The organism is Microcystis sp. 49638_E5 (genome assembly GCF_021300285.1).
Lineage (GTDB): Bacteria > Cyanobacteriota > Cyanobacteriia > Cyanobacteriales > Microcystaceae > Microcystis > Microcystis aeruginosa_C.
Map to the genome: position 1 here is coordinate 28,566 of NZ_JAJTDH010000008.1, position 21,637 is coordinate 50,202.

Here is a 21,637-nt window from a genome sequence, read left to right on the forward strand (position 1 = left end):
ACTTACCCACTGATAACTGATAACTGATAACTGATAACTGAAATTATGGCTTTTAATATTTCTAATTGGTCTATCAAAAATCCCATTCCGACGATCCTGATCTCCCTGGTTATGGCCCTAATGGGATACATTGCCTTTCTAGGATTAGGGATCGATCGCTCTCCTAATATTGACATTCCGGCCGTGATTATCACCGTTAATCAACCCGGCGCCGGTCCTGAGGAATTGGAAACCCAAGTCACCAAAAAAGTCGAGGATGCGGTGGCTGCTTTGGGTAATATCGATCAAATTACTTCTACCGTTAACGAAGGCAGCAGCACCACCACCGTTAACTTTATCCTCGGCACTAACAGCGATCGCGCTACAAATGATGTACGCAATGCCATAGCGCAAATTCGGCAGGATTTACCCCAAGATACTAATGATCCAATTGTCCAACGTTTAGAATTTGCCGGGGGTGCGGTGATGAACTACACCATCTCCTCCCCGAAAAGATCGATCGCCGAATTAAGTGATCTAGTTGATCGTCAAATTGGCCGCGCTTTAACGGGAGTGCCGGGGGTAGCACGAGTCGATCGCGTTGGGGGAGTCGATCGAGAAGTGCGTGTAGATTTAGATCCTGGCCGTCTGATCGCCTACGGTATCACGGCCACGGCAGTTAATGACCAAATTCGCAGTTTTAATATTAATTTACCCGGAGGGCGCTCGGAAATCGCCGGCAGTGAACAAACTGTCCGCACCCTCGGCAGCGCTGAAACGATCGAAGATTTAAGAAATTATCAAATCTCTTTACCTAACGGTGATAGCGTCCCCTTAAGCAATTTAGGGACAGTTAGCGATAGTTCCAGTGATCCTCGACAAATGGCCCTCTTAGATGGGCAGCCAGTGGTGGGTTTTTCGATTCTACGGGGGACTGGCAGCACCTTGGTGACGGTAGAAACAGCAGTGCGCCAAGAAATCGAGAATTTAAAGAAAAAACTCCCCGAAGATATTAAATTTCAATTAATTTTTACCCGTGCCGACTCAATTCGTGCTAGTTACGAAAGTCTTCTGAGCGATCTCCTGATTGGTTGTATGATGACGGTGATCACGGTGGGTCTATTTTTAGGCAATTGGCGCGCCACGATTATCACGGGTTTGGCCCTGCCTTTGTCCATTTTCCCGACTTTTTGGGTGATGCAGTCCCTGAATTATACCCTTAACGGCATGACCCTACTGGCGTTAGCTTTAGCTTTGGGTAATCTGGTGGATGATGCGGTGTGTATGGTGGAGGACATCGATCAACATTTAGCTATGGGTAAAAAACCCCTGCAAGCGGCCTTTGATGCCTCAAAAGAGATTGGATTAGCCGTTTTAGCCAGTGCAGCGGCAATTATGGCGGTATTCCTGCCGGTTGCTTTTATGGGCGGTGTGCCGGGGCAATTCTTTCAACCTTTCGGCGTTACGGTGGCGGTTTCTACCCTATTCTCCAGTTTGATCGCTGTCACCGTCACCCCGATGTTAAGTGCCTATATTTTACAGCCGAAAAAGCTGAAAACCGGTGATAGTAATCCCTCCTCGCGCCCCCGTTTTCGTCCCTACAAAAGTTTGTTAACTTGGGCTTTACGTCATCGAATCCTGACTTTATTGGCGGCTTTGGCCTTTTTTATCGGTAGTTTACAGTTAGTTCCCTTGATTCCAAAAGGGTTATTTAGTTCCGGGGATACTGGATTAAGTACCATAAGCCTAGAATTGCCTCCCGGTGCGACTTTGAATGATACTGTTGCCGTGGCCAATCAGGTGAATAGTTTACTGCAAAAAAATCCCGCCGTCGCTAATGTTTTGGCTATTCCGGGAGATTCGGGACGGGTAAACACGGGGTTAATATATGTTAATTTAGTTCCTAAGGAACAGCGATCGCTAACTCAACGGCAATTTGAGGAACAAACCCGTCGGGATTTCCAGAAGATACCGGGGGCAAGAGTGACTTTTCGGGCGCAGGGGGGAGCAGGAAGCACTAAGGATGTCGCTATTATTTTAAAAAGTGAAAATGGCGATATTTTAACCCAAACTGCCCAAAAATTAGAGCGAGAAATGCGGGCTTTACCCGGTTTTGTCGAGGTCAGTTCCGGGGTAAGTTTAGTTAAACCGGAGATTATTATTCAACCGGATCCTGTCCGGGCTGCTGATCAGGGAGTCTCGGTCAGAGCGATCGCCCGTACTGCATCTTTAGCTTTAATCGGCGATAATGAGTTTAATTTAGCTAAATTTAACCTTGCTGACCGACAAATTCCCATCCGGGTAAAAATTGCCAACGATGGACGCAGTGAGATAGAAACTCTGCAAAATTTGCGCGTTCCTAGCAGTAATGGGACGTTAGTACCGCTTAACTCGGTGGCGACAATTAGCTTAGGTAGTGGACCTGCGGAAATTCAACGCTTTAACCGTCAACGTCAGGTTAATATTGGAGCTAATTTAGAGGGAGTTTCTTTGGGAAGTGCGGTGACACAAATTCGCGCTTTACCAATCATGAAAAACCTACCCCCAGAGGTGACAGAAGAACCCTTTGGTGATGCTCGCATTATGCGCGATATCTTTGCTCGTTTTTTGGGGGCGTTAAGTTTAGCAATTATTTCTATCTATGGGATTCTGGTCTTGTTGTATAACAATTTTCTCTATCCCCTAGCGATTTTAACTTCCCTTCCTTTATCGATTGGGGGTACTTTAATCGCTCTTTTAATTACCCAAAAAGAGTTAGGTTTATACGCTTTAATTGGCATAGTTTTACTGATGGGGTTAGTCACTAAAAATGCGATTCTGTTAGTAGATTTTGCCCTGAGTGGCATTGAGTCAGGGAAACCGCAGTTTAAGGCGATGATTGATTCGGGAGTCTCTCGTTTACGACCAATTATTATGACCTCCGTTTCCACAGTTGCCGGGATGTTACCGATTGCTTTAGCTTTAGGTGCAGATGGGGAAATTCGCGCACCGATGGCGATTGCTGTTATTGGTGGTTTTACCACTTCCACCCTATTAACTTTGGTGGTTGTGCCGGTAATCTTTACTTACATCGATAGTTTTTACTATTGGTTGCGGGGATTATTTGTTAAACAAAAACCCACATCGATTTAGTAGTAGAATATCTCTCTGAAAGCTTGAGAAAAAACCCAGAGAAACTAACCCATGAATCCCTTGACAGTCACACATCAAACTCTATCCCTTCCCCCCATGGGCTGCGGTACTTGGGCCTGGGGAAATCGTCTTCTCTGGGGTTACGATGAGAGTATGGATAGCCAGTTACAAGCGGTTTTTAATCTCTGCGTCGAGCGGGGTGTCACCCTATTTGATACGGGAGACTCCTACGGCACAGGCAAACTCAACGGACAGAGTGAGAAGCTATTAGGACGCTTTACAGGGGAATATACCGGTTATAACGCTGATCATATCCGTATTGCCACCAAACTCGCCCCTTATCCTTGGCGTTTAACCCGTCATGCCATGGTGAAAGCTTGTCAAGCTTCGGCAACCAGACTAGGCCGCCCGGTGGATTTAGTGCAAATGCACTGGTCAACGGGCAATTATGCGCCATGGCAGGAGGGAGGATTATTAGACGGATTGGGGGATTGTCTGGAAAAGGGGTTAGTTAAAGGGGTTGGTTTATCTAATTTTGGACCGAAAAGATTGAAGTCTGCCTATCAAAAGTTTGCCAGTCGCGGCATTCCTATTACCAGTTTACAGGTACAGTATTCTCTCCTTTCTACCTATCCTCTCACTGACTTAGGATTAAAGGAACTATGTGATCAATTGGGCATTAAAATTATTGCCTATAGTCCCCTAGCTTTGGGGTTATTAACGGGGAAATATCGAGATAATAAAAACTTACCCCCTGGATTACGTCGCTTCCTTTTTGGTCAATTAATTCCCGCTATTTCGCCTCTGATAAATTGCCTAGAAGTTATTGCCCAAGCTAAAAATAAAACTATTAGCCAAGTTGCCTTAAATTGGTGTATCTGTAAGGGAACAATTCCCATCCCCGGAGCTAAAAATGTTCGACAAGCTGAGGATAATTTAGGCGCTTTAGGATGGAGTTTAGACAGTGGGGAAATAGCAGAATTAGATAAAATTGCCGCAGGTTTGGATAAAAAAATGGTGCAAAATATCTTTCAAACTAAGTAGGGTTGGCTGAAAAAGCTTGTTGGTGGGGTGTGGAACGAACCACAAAGACACAAAGGACACAAAGATTGATCGCTTATAAGTTAAACTGATCACACAAAGAATAAGAGGGACAATTTCCCCCCGATAAGTCCAAAGACCAGTACTTTTTGATGTCAAAAAAGCCTAAAGATATTATCCAACAAGGTTTCTAGATTTATTCAACAAACCCTATATAACCATTAAGATAACTGCTATAATTGAGTTCGCTCGAACAACAAGAGATAATAAAGATCTAAAAAGTTTTACAAATAAATATTTCACAATCTTGGTTACAGGTGTCAATGCTTAGGAGGTATAGATAGCATATAGCTAGGGTTTGTTCCAGTTAAGAGAAATAAATTGTTGAGGGGTCAATTGGTTATGTTCGGTTCTCTTACTTTGGGAATAATAACCCCAGTAAAAAACTTGTGAACAAGGCGGTTTTAACAATGACTCAACCTTATGAAATGCCCGATGAGCGGGAGGGTTCTACTATGGAATCGTCAACGAATAAAGATGTGATCGAATTTGATCCCAATGCGCCTTTGGGAAGCGAAAATCAAGCCTTAGAAGTAATGGAAGCCTCCGAGTCTATCGATACGATCGGTATCACTCAAGATTGGTTTTCAGCCCAAGAAGAATTAGAACAGCGCCTCGGAGGCAGTGAAACCTTTACCGCCTCCCTATCCGAGTCGATTGCGGACTATGACACCGGAGGGGAACGCATTCTCGGCACTGGCATCGGTTTTCGTAGCGTCGGTGGACTGCTTACCCCCGATGTGACTCTGAAAGTTTACGTCAGCGAAAAAGTGGCTGGGACAATTGCCGCTAGTGCTTTTGCCGCCGTACCCACCTCGATCGGGGGTATGCCTGTGGAAATAGAAGAAGTGGGCGAGATCGTCACCCAGTTATATAATCGTCGTTATGCGCGCCCAGTTCGTTGTGGTGTCTCCATCGGTCATCCGCAAGTAACCGCGGGGACTCTTGGCTGTCTGGTAGTGCTACGCAATAATAAGCTGTGCCTGTTGAGTAATAACCACGTCATCGCCAATTCCAACAACGCCCGTATCGGCGATCCGATTATCCAGCCCGGACGGGTTGATGGTGGGGTTGTCCCCGGCGATCGAATCGCCCTCTTGGAAAATTTTGTCCGGGTCAACTGTCCGGGCCCTAACTTGGTAGATGCGGCCGTTGCTTGGACAGCTTTTAGTTTTGTCGATCCGCGTCATGTCAACTACACCCTCAATCCTACACCGATCGCCGCCCGCCTAGGTATGACGGTGAAGAAAAATGGTCGGACAACCCAAGCAACTATCGGCACGATTACCGATATTAACGTCAACATCTCCGTCGGCGGCTACTCCTGCGGTGCCGCCCAATTCCGCAATCAGATCGGCATCCGTGGCATCGGCGGCAATCCTTTTAGTCGCGGTGGGGACTCTGGTTCACTGATCGTGACGGCAAACAGCAATCAACCGGTCGCCCTCCTCTTTGCGGGACGAACAGACAACAGTATCACCTTTGCTAACCCGATCGGAGCCGTGATCTCGCAACTTTCCATTCAGAGATTTGTCAACAGTCGCTAATTCCCCCTCAAGTTTTCCTCTGGCCAATCTCCACACCTGATCGCCGAATCCTAGAGGCGATCGGGTGTTGTTTCAGCTAAAATTTATTTGTCGCCGACCATCGATTTAATAGAGGTAACACCAATGAAAAATTATACTCAGGAACAGTTGTTGGCTTTGCGTGACAGCCAAGAAGCTTGGTTGATGGCTCAACCCGGTGTAACTGGCACCGGAATCGGTCTAGATGCCAGAGGGCAGCTGGTGTTACGCATCTTCACCAAAGGCATTTCTGCCAGCACACGCCAGTCTATTGCCGGGCAACTCCCCCATGTTCCCCTTGACTGGGAAGAAGGAGATGTAATCGCTTATTAAAGCCAGCGAGTGCCTGATGGCAAAATAACAGCGATCTTCAACTGTCTTGAGAGACCAATTTTAAGCTAGGACGGGGTTGGATTGTTCCCCCGTAAGCGACGGCAGTGTGAGGAGATAGGACAAGATGAGGAGATACACCCAGGGAAATTCGATAGATTTCCCCAGCTTTATCCATTAATTGCTGTTTAACTGGCTCTTTCGGCAAATTGTGCCGCCAAGCTAGGGGAATCCCCCCGATACCGTTGTACAATCCCGCCCAAATTCCCGCTAAAGTGCTAGTTAATTGCCGTTGATAGGGACTAGAATTAGCGCGACGCACGCTCACGGCGAAATCCTCGCTCGTTTGCAGAAAGGTATAGAGAGAAGCTGCGATCGCAATTCCTAAAGGTGAGATATCTTTCGCCCAAGCCGATAAAATGGACTCTAAGGGATGATTTTGCCCTAAAGCTGACTGAATCTGCTCTAATAGCTTATTCTTGGGGTTAATAGTTAGTAATTGCCCCATTAACTGATTTAAAGGCCTTTTTCCCTGTAATAACAGACCCACTGCCTCTCCCCAAATTATCGCTTCTTGTCGGGTTAACTCGGAAATTAAGCCCTTTTTTAGCCAAAAATTTAATCTAGCTTGCCAACGTTCCCCATGGTCAGGCCAGGTTAAAATCTCCGGCAACAGCACAAATAATAACGCCGATTCCGACTGCTGCTTGGCTGCGATCGCAAGGGAAAAATCCTCCTGAGATTGCAGAGCTTGCAAAAGCAGGGTCGTCCTCGGTGTAGCCTCATAGTTAAAGGCTGGTATTAGGGGTTGATTATGCAAGGATTCCCCAATATATGCCCCGATTAACCCTCCCTGAAGGCGATCGAGGGGTGAAAAGACCTTTTGCATAAATTAGCTCAATTTGCCCGGTAGGTGACTTCCCCGACTTTGCCCGGTTGCCCTAGTTGTTTAGCATTGGCGTTATTAACAGCAACGTAAACCCCGCCGGCATTACCCGCTCTCACGGTTAATTCTCGGTTTGCTTGCCAAGTGCGATGGGTTCCCTGGGGCAGCACACCCTCAAATTCTGTCTTCCCATCCACCACCACCCGCAGCCAGCAGTCATCCTCCAGTTTTACCCCCACCACCAGCTGCTGATTATTACTGGTTTTGTTGGCTACCGGTTGAAGGGGATTGCTTTTCCGTTGGACAATTTGCTGTTGTGGCAAGGAAGGCGGCGGTAAGCGATTCGATTGCAGTACCGATTTTTGCAGGACGTGGGATAGGGTTTGTACGGAACCAATAACTAAGATTAAATAGAGAAAATAGAGATGAATCGGGCGAATTTGAAGACTTGGCAGCGATAAAGACGGTTTTGTTCCCCTAAAAAAGTTATTGACCTTGGTGGGAAAACGTCGGCTAATCGTCTCACCATCCAGGGACAGACTATCGGCAAATTGTTTGATTAACCAACGAATATAAATCGGTTCGGGCAATGCCTCCAAATCCCCCGCTTCCAACGCTTCTAGGCGATGGCGCGGGATTAGGGTTTTCTGGGCAATTTCCTCGAGAGAAAGGGACTGTTCTAGGCGATTTTTTTGCAAATAAACGCCGATTTCCAGTAATTTGGTTCGCTGTTTACGCTGGGGGTCGAGTTGTGATTGGAGAAGGCGAAACATATCGCTATTAGGGCTGACTTTCAGCTTAGTTAATCTGGTTCTTTAAATATTTCAGTTCATCAAGGGTTAAAAAACGGTAATCACCCAAGGGTAAGGGGGAATTATTACCAGAGTTTAGTTGAATACGACCGATGGCACTGCGATGAAGTTTCAGGACGCGATAGCCTAACTCTTCGGCTACAGAGCGAATCTGCCGATTTCTTCCCTCCACTAAAATAACTTCTAGTAGGGTTTTTTGGTCGGTTTGCTTGAGTATCTCAACCTGTGCGGGTAAGGTTTTTTTTCCCTCTAAGAGGATACCTTCTCGCCAACGCTGGAGAGCAAGTCTATCAATCGCACCATCTAGCCAAACCCGATAGGTTTTGGGCAAATGATAACGGGGATGGGTGAGGGTGAGGGTCAGTTGACCGTCGTTGGTGAGGAGTAAAGCCCCAGTGGTGTTGATGTCCAACCTGCCTACGGGATGTAACCCTGTCTCGCTGGCGAGGGAGTCGGGCAAAAGGTCGATTACCGTCGGCCGGTTTTGTGGATCCTTACAGGTAGAAACCACACCAATGGGTTTGTTGATCAGTATATACAATCTTTTGGGACGATTGGCCGGTTCAATTTTTTTTCCGTCTATCTCTAGGTGATCTTTTTCGGGGTCGGCTTTTTCTCCTAACTGCACGATTTTGCCATTCCGTCTCACCCGGCCGGCTACGATCATCTCCTCCGCCCTTCTTCGGGAGGCAATTCCCCACTGGGCAAGGATTTTCTGGACTCTCTCCGCCATTTTTTTTTAGTTTTTAACCCTTTCTATCTCCTATTATAGGCATCCTAAAAGGGTTTTTTCGCCCAAATAGTGAAGAAAAACCGAATATCTCCGGCTGCCTCTTTGATTTTTTTTCTTTGAAAACTTCTCAAAAAAAAGAGGAGTAATCCCTTGACTTGGGCGGCGGCTTCGGTTATACTTTTCTTATAATGGAAATCTGTGCGTTTTTTAGTGAACTCTGCCACTCCATTATATATAAAGTCTTATAAAAATATTATTGCAAAAAGCCGTGAAAAAAGCAAGCAAAATTTTGCCGACAATTGTTAAAAAAGTCGGGCTAATTTTTTTTACGGGGGGATATGACTTTAAACGGGTTATTTCTCGGTTATCCAAGCGGTTGAGAGAAGAAAGAGATCGGCAATTGATGGAAGTGCGATCTCCAATCTTGTAGGGTGCGTGTTTGCGGCGATAATCTCTGACAAAAAAACAAATTAATAATCCGCAACCCACGCAGCAACTTAATTATTAAATGGGTGCGTTAGCCAAAGCGTAACGCACCCTACGATTGATGTTTATGTTTGTGGCTAAATTGACAAAAGTGGCTCAAAATATAACCTTAACAAGATAAATCGGCCTATTCCTAGTTAAGCTGAGGTGAGGATAAGCCGAAACCCTAATTTTACCGTAGCTGGTTAGCTCTATTCTTTCGTGGAAGTCATGGCAAAATCTCCTTAGTCCGAACTAACTTAGCCTACAATTAAAATATTAGAAAGTTTAATCCGGGTTCCTTCTCGAACTAACAGACAGCATCAATGATTGACTGGACTCCCTATCTCAAATCAATCTCGGACTCGGAAAAGTACGCCCAATGGGAGACATTTTACACCCTCACGGACGTAGAGGGAAAAACACGCCCGTCGAAAACTGCACCTTTGCTAAGGGATTTGTGGGTACAGACGATTGAAAAAGAACCACAAAACCGACAAGAAAGACCAGAAAGACCAGAAAAAACCGAAAGATTCACGGTTTTAGATGGTTTACGCAAGTATGCAACTAATCACGTTCTTTTAAAAGGTCGTCCCGGTTCAGGAAAATCGACCGCTTTAGCCAGATTATTATTAGAAGAATCCGTAGAAGCCCAAAGCTTGCGCCTAAATCAACAAAATCAAGCTAAAATCATTCAAATTCCCATTCTCATCGAATTACGCTTGTATGAAACCTCAATTCTTGATTTAATTTTACAATTCCTGAAACGCCATAAATTAATTATTGATAGTAATACCCTAGAAAGTTGGCTGTTAGAAAATCAGAATTTTAGACCATTATTATTATTTGATGGTATCAATGAATTGCCCTCGGAAGCTGCGCGACAGAATTTAAAAAACTTTCGCCAGCAGTATGCAGAAATTTCGATGATTTTCACGACAAGGGATTTAGGCAGCGACGACTTAGATATTGAAAAAAAGCTGGAAATGCTTCCCCTGACTGAACCACAGATGCAGGATTTTGTCAAGGCCTATTTGCCTGAAAAAGGCGAAGAAATGCTTAAACAGTTGGGAAATCGTCTCAAGGAATTGGCAGAAACTCCTCTGCTTTTGTGGATGCTTTGTTCAGTTTTTGATGATAATCAGAACAAAATTCCTGCTAATTTAGGCTTAGTTTTCCAGATTTTTACAGGAATTTATGACAAGAAATTAAAAGCAGATGTTCCTACTTACCAAGAATCGCGGGATTGGTGGCGAGAATTGCTGCAAGTGTTAGCTTGGAAAATGACCCAAGGGGAGTCAAAAACTGAGATTCAGGTGGCTATTTCCCGAACAGAAGCAGAGGAAGAATTAAGCAAATTTATCAAAAATAAAGGATTCCCAGAATATTACAGTAAGCAGTGGTTAGAAGATTTATTGAAATATCATCTAATTCACCTAGAAGGTAATGATAAAATTGCTTTTCGCCACCAACTGATTCAAGAATATTACACGGCTGAGGAATTAAAGAAAAAGTTACCCCATCTCAGGGATGAGCAGTTACAGTGGGACTATTTGAATTATCTCAAATGGACGGAACCTATGGCGTTGCTGTTGGGGTTATTGGATAATGAAACCCAAGCAAAACGGGTGGTTAAATTAGGGTTAGAGATTGATTTAAAATTAGGAGCGAGGTTCGCAGGAGAAGTCAACTTTAAGTTTCAAAAGCAGACAGTGGGGTTAGTGCTTGGGTTGGATGTACCGAAACGGTTTAAGGTGGAGTTATTGGGATTAACAAAGTCTAATCAAGTTGTTAATGAGTTACTCAAGGCTTTAGAAGACTCTGATGAGGATGTTCGTGGGAACGCAGTCGAGGCTTTGGCTAATATTGGCTCAGAAACAGCCATTCCGGGATTACTCAAGGCTTTAGAAGACTCTCATGAGTATGTTCGTAGGAAGGCAGCCGAGGTTTTGGCTGAGATTGGCTCAGAAACAGCCATTGCGGGATTACTCAAGGCTTTAGAAGACTCTCATGAGTATGTTCGTGGGAAGGCAGCCTTCGCTTTGGGTAACATTGGCACAGAAACAGCCATTCCGGGATTACTCAAGGCTTTAGAAGACTCTGATAGGTATGTTCGTTGGAACGCATCCGAGGCTTTAGCTAAAATTGGCTCGGAAACAGCCATTGCGGGATTACTCAAGGCTTTAGAAGACTCTGATAGGTTTGTTCGTAGTAGGTATGTTCGTAGGAGAGCCGCCGCGGCTTTGGGTAAAATTGGCACAGAAACAGCCATTGCGGGATTAATCAAGGCTTTAGAACACTCTGATGGGGATGTTCGTTTCGAGGCAGCCTTCGCTTTGGGTAAGATTGGCTCAGAAACAGCTATTCCGGAGTTACTCAAGGCTTTAAAAGACTCTGATGGGGATTTTTTTCGTTGCAAGGCAGTCGAGGCTTTGGGTGAAATTGGCTCAGAAACAGCCATTCCGGGGTTACTCAAGGCTTTAGAAGACTCTGATGAGTATGTTCGTATGTCCGCAGCCGAGGCTTTGGGTAAGATTGGCTCAGAAACAGCGATTGCGTGGTTACTCAAGGCTTTAGAAGACTCTGATGAGTTTGTTCGTTTCCAGGCAGCCTTCGCTTTGGGTAAGATTGGCTCAGAAACAGCTATTCCGGAGTTACTCAAGGCTTTAGAAGACTATAATAATAAAGATGTTCGTAGTCACGCAGCCGCATCCTTGGGTGAAATTGGCACAGAAACAGCCATTCCGGGATTACTCAAGGCTTTAGAAGACTCTGATGATGATGTTCGTAGGAAGGCAGCCGAGGCTTTGGCTGAGATTGGCACAGAAACAGCCATTCCGGGGTTACTCAAGGCTTTAGAACACTCTAAGGAGTATGTTCGTGGGTACGCAGCCTTCGCTTTGGGTAATATTGGCACAGAAACAGCCATTCCGGAGTTACTCAAGGCTTTAAAAGACTCTTATTGGTCTGTTAGTTGGTACGCAGCCGAGGCTTTGGGTAATATTGGCACAGAAACAGCCATTGCAGGTTTACTCAAGGCTTTAGAAGACTCTGATGATGATGTTCGTAGGAACGCAGCCTTCGCTTTGGGTAATATTGCCACAGAAACAGCCATTCCGGGATTACTCAAGGCTTTAGAAGACTCTGATGATGATGTTCGTAGGAACGCAGCCTTCGCTTTGGGTAATATTGGCTCAGAAACAGCGATGACTGAACTTATCAAATGCCTGAAAAATCCTGATTTTGTCACATTAAATAATGGCGATACTCTCTCTCAAGCTAGAGAAGCACTAGACATAATTCAAAACAAACTTAAATACTATCACCCCCTCTCCCAACCCATGAATCAACAAGTTTACATCTCTTACAACTGGCAAGAAGACAGCAACGAAATGGCTAATCAACTCGTCCAAGCTTTTGACGCTAAAGGAATTGAGATTATTCGGGATAAAACCCACACCACCTATAAAGACTCCATCAAAAACTTTATGCGGCAAATTGGACAGGGGAAATGTGTCGTCGCCGTCATCAGCGATAGATACTTAAAATCAGAAAACTGTATGTTTGAATTAGTAGAAATTGCCAGAAATGGTGACTTTTATAAAAGAATATTCCCGATTATTTTACCAGATGCCAGAATTTATAAAGACTTCGAGCGCATAGACTACCTGAAATATTGGGAAGACGAAAAAGCAAAACTACAAGCAAAATACAAACAACTTGATTTAGTTAACACTAATAGTATCATGGCGACATTAAACTTGTATGATGAAATCAGGGGCAATATTGATAATCTAACCAACATTCTTAAAGATATGAATACTCTCAATATCGACTTACACCGGCAATCGGAATTTGCAGCTATGATTCAAAAAGTAGAAACTAAACTTGCAGAGGATAGTCAAAATATTTAACTAAATCCCAGAATGATTGTTTTAAAAGATAAAGCCTAAAGGTGCTATTGCTGACTATACCCAATTTGTTCTCTGTAACTCATTTGACCGATAACTGCTATAATCATTAGTTGATAACTGTTAATTGCTGACATGACTAAATATCTAAACATTACTGAAACAGGACAAAAGCTGGTTGAATGGTCTGAGCAAATGACTGACGAACCTATTATTATTACCAAAGAAGGTCAACCCATTATGGTTGCCCTGAATTACGCTCAAATTGAATCTTGGTTAGAAACTCTTGATATTTTACAAGACAAAGAGTTTGCCGAAATCCTATCTGAAGCAATTCAACAGGATCAATCAGGACAAAGAATTACTTGGGAAGATGCTAAAAAACAACTGGGTTGGTAATGGAATATCAAATACAATTAATTCCTCTTGCTTTAAGCTTTTTATCTAAAATTACCGATAAACGCATTCAGCAAGAAATTCGCAAACGGATTGAAAAGCTAAAAATTGAACCAGATAAACAAGGTAAAGCCCTTTCAGGTAAACTTAAAGGATATCGTAGCGTTAGGGCAGTTGGTCAAAGATATCGGATTGTCTATCGTGTTGAAGAAGCTCAAATTATTGTTATTGTTATTGGAGTTGGAATTCGTAAACAAGGTGATAAGAAAGATATTTATGCCCTTCTTGAAAAATTAATTAATAATGAATAAAATATGGGTTATGACAGAACTGCTAAATCAATAGGTTCTTGCTGAATCGTGAGATATACACCTATTACTTTTTCAGAGATAGCCAGTTTTGGAGAGGATAGTCAAAATATTCCTGCTTCTTCTGAAAAAAACGCATCCCTATCATCTATTACCTATGATTTAAGAGGAGCTACCATTGGCAATTTAGCTCATAATGTGCAAGGAAGCCAACAGAATTATCCCCAGCAACCTAATAACAATAACCCAGAGGAAAAATAACATGGTTCAGCAACTTAATAACACCCAAATCGCCATCAATACTTTATTGAATAAACTCAACGATTCTCTCCCCCAGATCCGCGCTAAAGCTGCCGAAGCTTTGGGCAAAATTGGCAATAGCAGCCTTGCTGACACCTTAGTATCCCATTTAATAGGAGAAAATGATCTTAATGTTCGCCTAAATCTGATTCGAGCTTTAGGAGAAATTGGCAATGAATCCGCAATTCCTTATCTAGCTTCCTACTTATCTGATACTAATCCCGATATTCGGATAATCACGGCGGAATCTCTCGGAAAAATTGGTAGTGAAAAAGCAATATCCTATCTCATTCAATCCCTACAAGATACGGAAGTAAAAGTTCGTGTCACAGCCACAATTGCTTTAGGTGAAATTGGACTAGAAGATGTTATTCCTGATCTAGTAAATGTTTGTTACGATGAAGATGATAGCGTTCGTTTCAGTGCTGTTGATGCCCTCGGTAAAATTGGCTCTCGTTATGCAGTAAACTGATATGAAATTGAGTACAGAATCCCTCGATTTAATTATCAGAACTCTTGCCAAAAGACTATTCACAGACAAGAATCCAAGTATTCGGATTAAAGCCGCTCAATCCTTATTTTGATCCCCCTAAATCCCTCTTTCTAAGGGGGACTTGAATTCGACGTATCGCTTTCATTCAGAGAAATGGTGTCAGTTTTGCCATTATGGATGCTATAATTATCATCAGTAATCTTCAATCTTTTAATCCTATGTCAGAAACTCCTAAATATGACCTTCGTGGAGCAAATATTGCTAACTTTGCCGATACGGTGCAAGGAGATCAAAAAGCAGTTCAACATAATTACGCCACACCCCAAAATTTAGCCGAAGCCGCTCAAGAAATCCAACAACTTATCAGCCAAATCACCCAAACTTATCCCACTAATACCGAAATTGAAAAACAAACTTTTGTCGCACAAGTTGACGCAGAAATCAAGAAAAATTCTCGTCTAAGAAGCATTTTAATCACGGGAGGAATTGAATTAATTAAAGTCCTCTGTCCTCCCCTCGGTATTCCCATTGAAATGGGTAAAAAATGGCTAGAAACTGATAATTTAAGTGAGTGAACCTAGAATATCAATCCTGTTAGTTAGAAACGATTAGATCGGAATCGCCGCTTACAATACAAGTCGCTTGACTATCGATCTCTGATCCTAAATACTGATTATCTTTATCATCTCTGCAAACCTTGATTTTCTCTAGAAGGTATCGATAATAATACTAAATCTGGTTATTAAAAACTGATTATTTATTCTCCCTTTTGCCTGTCCTCGTAAGTCACCTATGCTCAAGGGATTTAGTATCAGTTTACTGTTTACTGTTTACTGAACAATGAAAAAAACTCCCTGATTATCGCCGATGATACCAACGGGTAAATAATTTTTCTAACTCCACCCAAACGAATAACAAGGTACTAAATCCCAAACAGATTAATAATTCTTCTTTAGTCAAAAATTGAGTACCGAAAAAATCCCGCAGGGCAGGAACATAGATTAACATCAGTTGAAAAATTGTCGTCAGGGTTACTGCTACCCAGAGATAGGGATTAGTCAAAGGATTCATTTCTATGGTAAGATGATCGCTCGATCGCACGGAAATGGCATGACCCATCTGAGCTAAACAGAGAGTAGTAAAAACCATAGTTTTCCATGAACCAGTATTACCAAAAAGTGGATCCAAGCGCACAGCGATTAACATTTGAGTGATATTAATAATCGAAAAAATAATCCCAATTCTCACAATATAACTGCCCAAACCGCGAGCAAAAATACTTTCTTGGGGACTAAAAGGAGGGCGACGCATAATATTAGGAGAAGCTGGTTCCACTGCCAAAGCTAAAGCAGGTAAACCATCAGTAACTAAATTCATCCAGAGAATTTGTAGGGGAGTGAGAGGAGTAACTAAACCCAAAAGAGGCGAAGCGGCGATAGTAATCACTTCCCCGATATTACTGCCGAGAATATATTTAATAAAACTGCGAATATTGTTATAAACCACTCGCCCTTCTTCCGTGGCAGCGACGATGGTGGCAAAATTATCATCAAGGAGAATCATATCACTAGCCTCTTTGGTGACATCGGTGCCGGAGATTCCCATGGCAATGCCGATATCTGCTTGTTTCAGGGCCGGAGCATCATTCACCCCATCTCCGGTCATAGCAACAAATTTACCCTTTTTTTGCAAAGCGCGGACAATAGTTAATTTATGTTCGGGGGAGACACGGGCATAGATGTTAGTTTTGTCAATGATGTTTTCTAGCTGAATTGGTGATAATTTATCTAATTCTCGCCCTGAGATGACTAAAGCTCCCGCTTGGGCAATACCAAGACTTTTAGCCACCGCTAGAGCGGTTAATTGATGATCGCCGGTGATCATAATCGGACGGATTCCCGCTTCTCGACACCTAGCCACGGCGATTTGTACCTCTGGTCGCGGTGCGTCGATCATACCGACCATTCCTAACCAAATTAGCTCATCTTCGCTGATTTCAGTTGATTCTGGCGGATAAATTAGTGTTTTATAGGCTAATCCTAAGACTCGTAAACCCCTGTTAGCCATAGCATTGTTAGCGACTAAGACTTTTTCTTTTTGCCTATCCCCAAAAGGAAGACTTTCTAATCCCGATTGGTAGGAGAGACACTGTTCAAGGATTAATTCCGGGGAACCTTTGGTAAATAGTACGCGATTGACTCCTTGACAAATGACCGACATTCGCTTTCTTTGGGAAGAAAAAGGGATTTCAGCGATTCTAGGGAACTCTTGCTTGGTTAGGGATAAATTTAAGCCCGCTTTCGCCCCTAAAACTAATAAGGCTCCTTCCGTGGGATCGCCTAAAATGCTATCGTGACCGTTATCGAGGTCTAAACTGGCATCGTTGCAGAGGATACTGGCAATTAAAAGATGATGTAATTCTAGATCGGTTTTGGGATCGATCGCCCGTTGCTCGGAGTCTAAAAATTGTCCTTTTGGGCTATATCCTTCCCCAGTAACTAAAAAATTGCGATTAACTGTCTCTATCTCGCGTACAATCATTTTATTTTCCGTTAGCGTCCCAGTTTTGTCGGAACAGATCACATTAACGGAACCAAGGGTTTCTACTGCCGGCAGTTTGCGAATCAAGGCCTGACGTTTGACCATGCGTTGGGTACCTAGGGCGAGAGTTAGGGTGATAACTGCGGGTAATCCTTCGGGAACGACGGCTACTGCCATACTAAGGGAAACTTCGACTAATTCCTCTAGGGCCGACCAACCGGCATTGATCAGGCCGATGGTAATAGTCAGGGCCACTAGAATGAGAGAACCAGCAACAAGGACATTGCCCAAGTGAGTCATTCTTTTTTGGAGAGGAGTGGGTTCATTGCCGACTGTTGCTAACATTTGAGCGATTTTGCCTAATTCCGTTGTCATCCCCGTACTGGTAACGATGACCTTGGCCCGGCCTTGCAGTACCTCTGTTCCAGTAAAGACAAAATTTAAGCGATCGCCAAGGGGAGTATCCCTGTCTAAGGGGTCAATGGAGGCGGATTTATTAACACTATTTGCCTCTCCTGTCAAGGCCGATTCGCGAATTTGCAGGTTAAAAGCTTCGATAATTTGGCCGTCGGCGCTGATTTGGGTTCCCGCTTCAATCAGCATGATGTCCCCGGGGACGAGATTAACCGCATCTATTTCTGTGCGTTGACCCTCGCGAATAACATTAACTTGGGGAGAGGAAAGTTTTTTTAAAGCGGCCAGAGCTTTTTCGGCGCGACTTTCTTGCAGATAGCCGAGGATGCCATTGAGGATGACAATTGTTAAGATAGCGATCGTATCTTTGAAGGGAACACCAATTTTAGCCAGATGACCGCGCTGCAATTCCAGTAAATCCAGTCCTCCGGAAATTATGGCCACGGCAATTAAGAGGAGGAGCATAATATTGGTAAACTGATCTAGGAGAATTTGCCAATTACTGCGCCCTGGACGTTCTTTTAGTTCATTTTTGCCATAATATTTAATTCTTTGGGCGATTTGCTCCCTATTGAGGCCATTAACAGCCGAACTACCGAGGATAGATAGGGTTGTTTCCACCGGATAGGTATGCCAAGGTTGTTGCAAGTTAAGGCTAGAATGGGCAGAATAGTCGGCATTAGCGGCCATGGCAAGTGAAGATAGTTGATCTAAATAGATCTTAGCCGTTTCTTTCCCTGGTAACAGGAAAAAACAAATGTTTAAACTGGCTCTTCCTGCTCATAGACAGTCTTAACGAGTAATGTAGATAAGTAGCTGGTTATAATTAAATTGAAGATAGATCCCCCCTTAATCCCCCCTTGATAAGGGGGGTGCCGATCCCCCCTTAATCCCCCCTTGATAAGGGGGGTGCCGATCCCCCCTTAATCCCCCCTTGATAAGGGTGGTGTCTGAAAGTTTTTAACATCTACCTACTTAGTCAACAGCTTAGTAGGGCAAAGTAAACCAAAATTGTGAACCTTTTTCGTCATTATTCATAATGCCAATTTCCCCTCCGTGAGCATGGATAATTTGACGACATAGATATAAACCTAGTCCTAAACTAATCTGATTATTATTATTGCCTCGTTGATAGCGATCAAATAATTGTTTTCTCTGGGTTTCGCTAATTCCCACCCCATTATCGGCAATGCTACACCGGAGATAATTGCCCTCTAGTCTAGCCGAGAAAGTGATAATTATCCCCTGGGGATTGTGTTTAAGGGCATTGGCTAATAAATTCTCAAAAACTCGCCAGAGATGGTGAGCATCGGCATTAACTAAGGGTAAATCGGGGGAAAAATTATTAATTAAAGTTGCTTGATTTTCCTTTAATCTTAACTCCCATTCCTGACCGATCTGTTGACCAATTTCGTAGAGAGATAAAGGATTTAGTTCTAGGGAAACTCCCCAAAGATCATTTTGTCGGGTTTCGACAAGAGAATCAATTAAAGTTAATTGTCGATCGCAACTGTCGGCCATCTGTTGTAAAATCTTCCGGGATACTTCTTTAGTTTCTCCCTGAGAATTTTTAATTAAATTATTTAAGATCATTAACATCCCGATCACGGGATTGCGGAGATCGTGAGAGACAGCATGAAGATAAATTTCTAAAGTTTCCTCAGTTTTTTGACGTTCTTTAATTTCGTTTTGTAGTTGTTTTTTTTGACGGCAAATAGTTAATTGATTTTCAATGCGGGCCATGACTTCTTCCCCTTGAAAAGGTTTAGAAATATAATCAACACCTCCCACTTGAAAAGCTTTGACTTTATCGAAGACATCATCAAGAGCGCTGATAAAAATCACGGGAATTTCTCTGGTTTTTTCATCAGCTTTTAACTGTTCACAAACTTGATAACCATTGAGATCGGGCATATTAATATCAAGGAGAATCAGATCGGGAATTAGCGATCGCACTGTATTCAGGGCCATCTGTCCATTAATCGCTTTCCGTACCTGATATCCCTTCTCGGTGAGCATAATCGACAATAGCCGCACATTATTGGGCAAATCATCGACAATTAAGACACTAGGGCGCGGTGTGAGTTGAGTCATGCCTGTTATTTTATAACTCAAACTATTTAGTAAAAGTGTATAAAAAAACAGACGCGACACTCGCATCTGTTACAAAATTAACTATATTTTGAGGACAAGAACATCTAAGGACTTTCACCACCCACAGCGATACCAGTACCATAAATCTGAGCATTTGTCAAGTTAATTCTCTCCATTGATGCACCCGTCACATCAGCATCATAAATCACCGCGCTGGTGAAATTGACTCCATCGAGATCAGCTTGATTCAAACTGGCATTAGTCAGAAAAGCTGCGGTTAAATTTGCGCCTTCTAGGTTAGCATCGGTCAAATCTGCGCCCTCTAAGTTAGCTTCCTCCAGATTAGCTCCCTGTAAATTCGCTTTTCTCAAATCGGCACCGATTAGATGCGCCCCTCTTAAATCTGCACCACGGAGATCACAGCCCGGACATTCCCGCGTATTCAATAACTCTTGTACCTGTTGGGGATTTTCCGCACCGACGGGGTTAATCAGCAGTAAGGAGGCTAGGGAACCTAGAACAATCATTAAAGTCCTTTTCATCTTTTTCGCCTCCTCTTTCGTTTTCCTCTCTACTTTTAGGATAGGAAAAAAGCTGCTAACCAACTTCCCCCGATCGGGCTAATTCTCCTGTTATCTCACTTTTGCTTGCTTTTGCTAGTCGATCTCTCCTTTCATTACCGTTGCGATCGCTGCTCGGGCATTTTCCTTAAATTCCTTGACATCGACGCGACTTAATAACCAAACTGCTAGGATCATTCCCAGTGCTTGCACAAGGAAAACTAAGCCATAGGCTAAAACCGGGCTAGAAAAGACAACTTTACCGATATTTAAAATCGTACCGCCTAAAACCGTGGCTAATCCCCGGGCGATCGCTTGGGATAATCCCCAAGCGCCGATAAAAGTTCCTGCGGTTTCGGCTGCGGTTAAATCTAACATTAAACTGGTAGCCCCGGCGGTAATCATTCCCGAAGCTAAACCGAAAAAGAGCAAGCTTGATTTTAATAAACTTTGATTAGCAGAAAAGCCGGCAAAAATCAAGAGAATAAAACAAATTGTTGCAAAAATACAGCCATATTTAGTGGTTTTTTGTTTACCGATGCGGGGAATGAGCATAAATCCCGTGGCGGCAATACCAAAAAGGGTTCCGGTTCCCCAAAAAGCGTTTAATTGGGTGGTTTGGGCGATACACATCCCAAAAACCTCGCCCCCAAACGGTTCCATAATTGCATCCTGCATAAATAAACTCAAAGTCATCATCAGCAGAAAGGTGAAAAATAAACCGGTTTGCCGACTAGCGGTGAGAACCTGTAACGCATCTTTAAAGGTAATTTGATCCTCTCTTTGCACGAGAGTGGACCGACTACTAAAACGAGAATATTTTTTTTCTACGCCAAAAGTCGCTAAAATACAAAGACCAAAAACGATAGCGGGCATAATCGTGAACACGGGGTTAATTGTCGCCTGTAGTTGCGGAATATTGGCTATAGGGGCTGATTGAGTCGGATCATAGGTCAAAATATTTGTACCGCAGATATTGGGAGTATCCAGCAAACGAGAACTAACGATCGCCCCGACGACAATTCCCACCATCAGCATTGACCAAACTATAGCAACTAATTGCGATCGATTATCTTCATCGGACACATCCACCAAGAGGGCAGCAAAAGGGGTGGAACTGGCGCTTAAAGCGAGTCCGTAGAGGGCGAAAATTAAGGCTAAGAGGGCAATCCAAGCGTAGGAAATGGTATTCCATCCCGAAGTTTGAATACTAAGTCCCAATTGCCAGACTACCTGCAAAGCAATAAAAGCTAAAGCGGTAAAAACTGCCGCCCCAATCCAGACATAACCGCTGCGATGATGACCTAAAATAGTTTTACCGTCGGATCTTTGCCCAAACCAGATGCGTGCTGGACTAACAAACTGGTGCATAGCGATCGCAGCTGCGGCGAGAAAGGGTAAAACTTTTAACTCATCGATCATAATCCGATTGAGAACCCCCAAAGTCAGCAGAGACATAATACCTAGTCCCATCTGAAAGAGTCCTAAGCGAAACATGGTGAAAAGTCCCAGTTTTGGCAGGGGTTTTGGGGATGAGTGAGTAGAATGGGGAATATCGCTGGTAGCCATGGTTAAATCAATACAAAAAAAGCCAGTATTTAAAAATTTAACGCAGGA

19 protein-coding genes are annotated in these 21,637 nt (G+C 43.4%); 10 read left to right on the plus strand and 9 right to left on the minus strand.

The features are described 5' to 3' along the window. Positions 1–45: 45 nt before the first annotated feature. The 4 genes from LW728_RS03210 to LW728_RS03225 all read left to right on the plus strand — a co-directional run bounded on the left by LW728_RS03210 (position 46) and on the right by LW728_RS03225 (position 6,110). Positions 46–3,111, plus strand: coding sequence for an efflux RND transporter permease subunit (locus LW728_RS03210; RefSeq protein ID WP_287765155.1), 3,066 nt, complete (start codon positions 46–48; stop codon positions 3,109–3,111). 51 nt (positions 3,112–3,162) lie between these two features. Continuing rightward, positions 3,163–4,155, plus strand: coding sequence for an aldo/keto reductase (locus tag LW728_RS03215; RefSeq protein ID WP_287765157.1), 993 nt, complete (start codon positions 3,163–3,165; stop codon positions 4,153–4,155). 467 nt (positions 4,156–4,622) lie between these two features. Then, positions 4,623–5,759: a chymotrypsin family serine protease gene (locus tag LW728_RS03220; protein ID WP_287765158.1), complete on the plus strand. Its 1,137-nt coding sequence runs from the start codon at positions 4,623–4,625 to the stop codon at positions 5,757–5,759. Positions 5,760–5,882: 123 nt separating this feature from the next. Then, a complete protein-coding gene (locus LW728_RS03225; protein WP_002803885.1) occupies positions 5,883–6,110 on the plus strand; it encodes a hypothetical protein in 228 nt (75 codons plus the stop codon). 37 nt (positions 6,111–6,147) lie between these two features. Here the strand turns inward: LW728_RS03225 and LW728_RS03230 are convergent, their stop codons facing one another. Genes LW728_RS03230 through LW728_RS03245 form a run of 4 tightly spaced genes read right to left on the minus strand, consistent with a single transcriptional unit; the run spans position 6,148 to position 8,762 of the window. Beyond that, complete coding sequence (locus LW728_RS03230; protein WP_287665078.1) at positions 6,148–6,996, minus strand: ADP-ribosylglycohydrolase family protein; 849 nt, start codon at positions 6,994–6,996, stop codon at positions 6,148–6,150. 8 nt (positions 6,997–7,004) lie between these two features. Further along, complete coding sequence (locus LW728_RS03235) at positions 7,005–7,766, minus strand: helix-turn-helix domain-containing protein (RefSeq protein ID WP_287665081.1); 762 nt, start codon at positions 7,764–7,766, stop codon at positions 7,005–7,007. Between the two features lie 25 nt (positions 7,767–7,791). Then, complete coding sequence (locus LW728_RS03240; protein ID WP_002803891.1) at positions 7,792–8,538, minus strand: pseudouridine synthase; 747 nt, start codon at positions 8,536–8,538, stop codon at positions 7,792–7,794. A gap of 44 nt (positions 8,539–8,582) precedes the next feature. Next, positions 8,583–8,762 carry a hypothetical protein gene (locus LW728_RS03245; RefSeq protein ID WP_287688652.1) on the minus strand — a complete coding sequence of 60 codons (180 nt, stop codon included), beginning with the start codon at positions 8,760–8,762 and terminating at the stop codon, positions 8,583–8,585. A 567-nt stretch (positions 8,763–9,329) separates the two neighbouring features. Between LW728_RS03245 and LW728_RS03250 the strand changes: the two genes are divergently transcribed. The 6 genes from LW728_RS03250 to LW728_RS03275 all read left to right on the plus strand — a co-directional run bounded on the left by LW728_RS03250 (position 9,330) and on the right by LW728_RS03275 (position 14,986). Beyond that, positions 9,330–12,917 carry a HEAT repeat domain-containing protein gene (locus LW728_RS03250; protein ID WP_287765161.1) on the plus strand — a complete coding sequence of 1,196 codons (3,588 nt, stop codon included), beginning with the start codon at positions 9,330–9,332 and terminating at the stop codon, positions 12,915–12,917. A gap of 132 nt (positions 12,918–13,049) precedes the next feature. Further along, complete coding sequence (locus LW728_RS03255; RefSeq protein ID WP_002750215.1) at positions 13,050–13,313, plus strand: type II toxin-antitoxin system Phd/YefM family antitoxin; 264 nt, start codon at positions 13,050–13,052, stop codon at positions 13,311–13,313. Then, entirely contained in the window at positions 13,313–13,621 is a 309-nt protein-coding gene (locus tag LW728_RS03260) for a type II toxin-antitoxin system RelE family toxin (RefSeq protein ID WP_002750216.1), read from the plus strand. The genes LW728_RS03255 and LW728_RS03260 overlap by 1 nt, the downstream gene beginning before the upstream one ends. Positions 13,622–13,669: 48 nt before the next feature. After that, the gene (locus LW728_RS03265) at positions 13,670–13,879 is read left to right on the plus strand and encodes a hypothetical protein (protein WP_287765165.1); all 210 of its coding nucleotides are present in this window, start codon (positions 13,670–13,672) and stop codon (positions 13,877–13,879) included. Position 13,880: 1 nt separating this feature from the next. Continuing rightward, entirely contained in the window at positions 13,881–14,390 is a 510-nt protein-coding gene (locus tag LW728_RS03270) for a HEAT repeat domain-containing protein (protein ID WP_002803901.1), read from the plus strand. A gap of 239 nt (positions 14,391–14,629) precedes the next feature. Continuing rightward, entirely contained in the window at positions 14,630–14,986 is a 357-nt protein-coding gene (locus LW728_RS03275) for a hypothetical protein (RefSeq protein ID WP_043998132.1), read from the plus strand. 19 nt (positions 14,987–15,005) lie between these two features. Here the strand turns inward: LW728_RS03275 and LW728_RS03280 are convergent, their stop codons facing one another. The 5 genes from LW728_RS03280 to LW728_RS03300 form a co-directional block, all read right to left on the minus strand. Beyond that, complete coding sequence (locus tag LW728_RS03280) at positions 15,006–15,113, minus strand: putative toxin-antitoxin system toxin component, PIN family (RefSeq protein ID WP_080602295.1); 108 nt, start codon at positions 15,111–15,113, stop codon at positions 15,006–15,008. A gap of 156 nt (positions 15,114–15,269) precedes the next feature. Next, positions 15,270–18,056, minus strand: coding sequence for a cation-translocating P-type ATPase (locus LW728_RS03285; protein ID WP_287765170.1), 2,787 nt, complete (start codon positions 18,054–18,056; stop codon positions 15,270–15,272). 297 nt (positions 18,057–18,353) lie between these two features. Further along, a complete protein-coding gene (locus LW728_RS03290; RefSeq protein ID WP_287665103.1) occupies positions 18,354–19,460 on the minus strand; it encodes a hybrid sensor histidine kinase/response regulator in 1,107 nt (368 codons plus the stop codon). 104 nt (positions 19,461–19,564) lie between these two features. Next, the gene (locus tag LW728_RS03295) at positions 19,565–20,002 is read right to left on the minus strand and encodes a pentapeptide repeat-containing protein (protein WP_002803909.1); all 438 of its coding nucleotides are present in this window, start codon (positions 20,000–20,002) and stop codon (positions 19,565–19,567) included. A gap of 114 nt (positions 20,003–20,116) precedes the next feature. After that, the gene (locus LW728_RS03300) at positions 20,117–21,589 is read right to left on the minus strand and encodes a BCD family MFS transporter (protein WP_002803912.1); all 1,473 of its coding nucleotides are present in this window, start codon (positions 21,587–21,589) and stop codon (positions 20,117–20,119) included. Positions 21,590–21,637 lie beyond the last annotated feature (48 nt).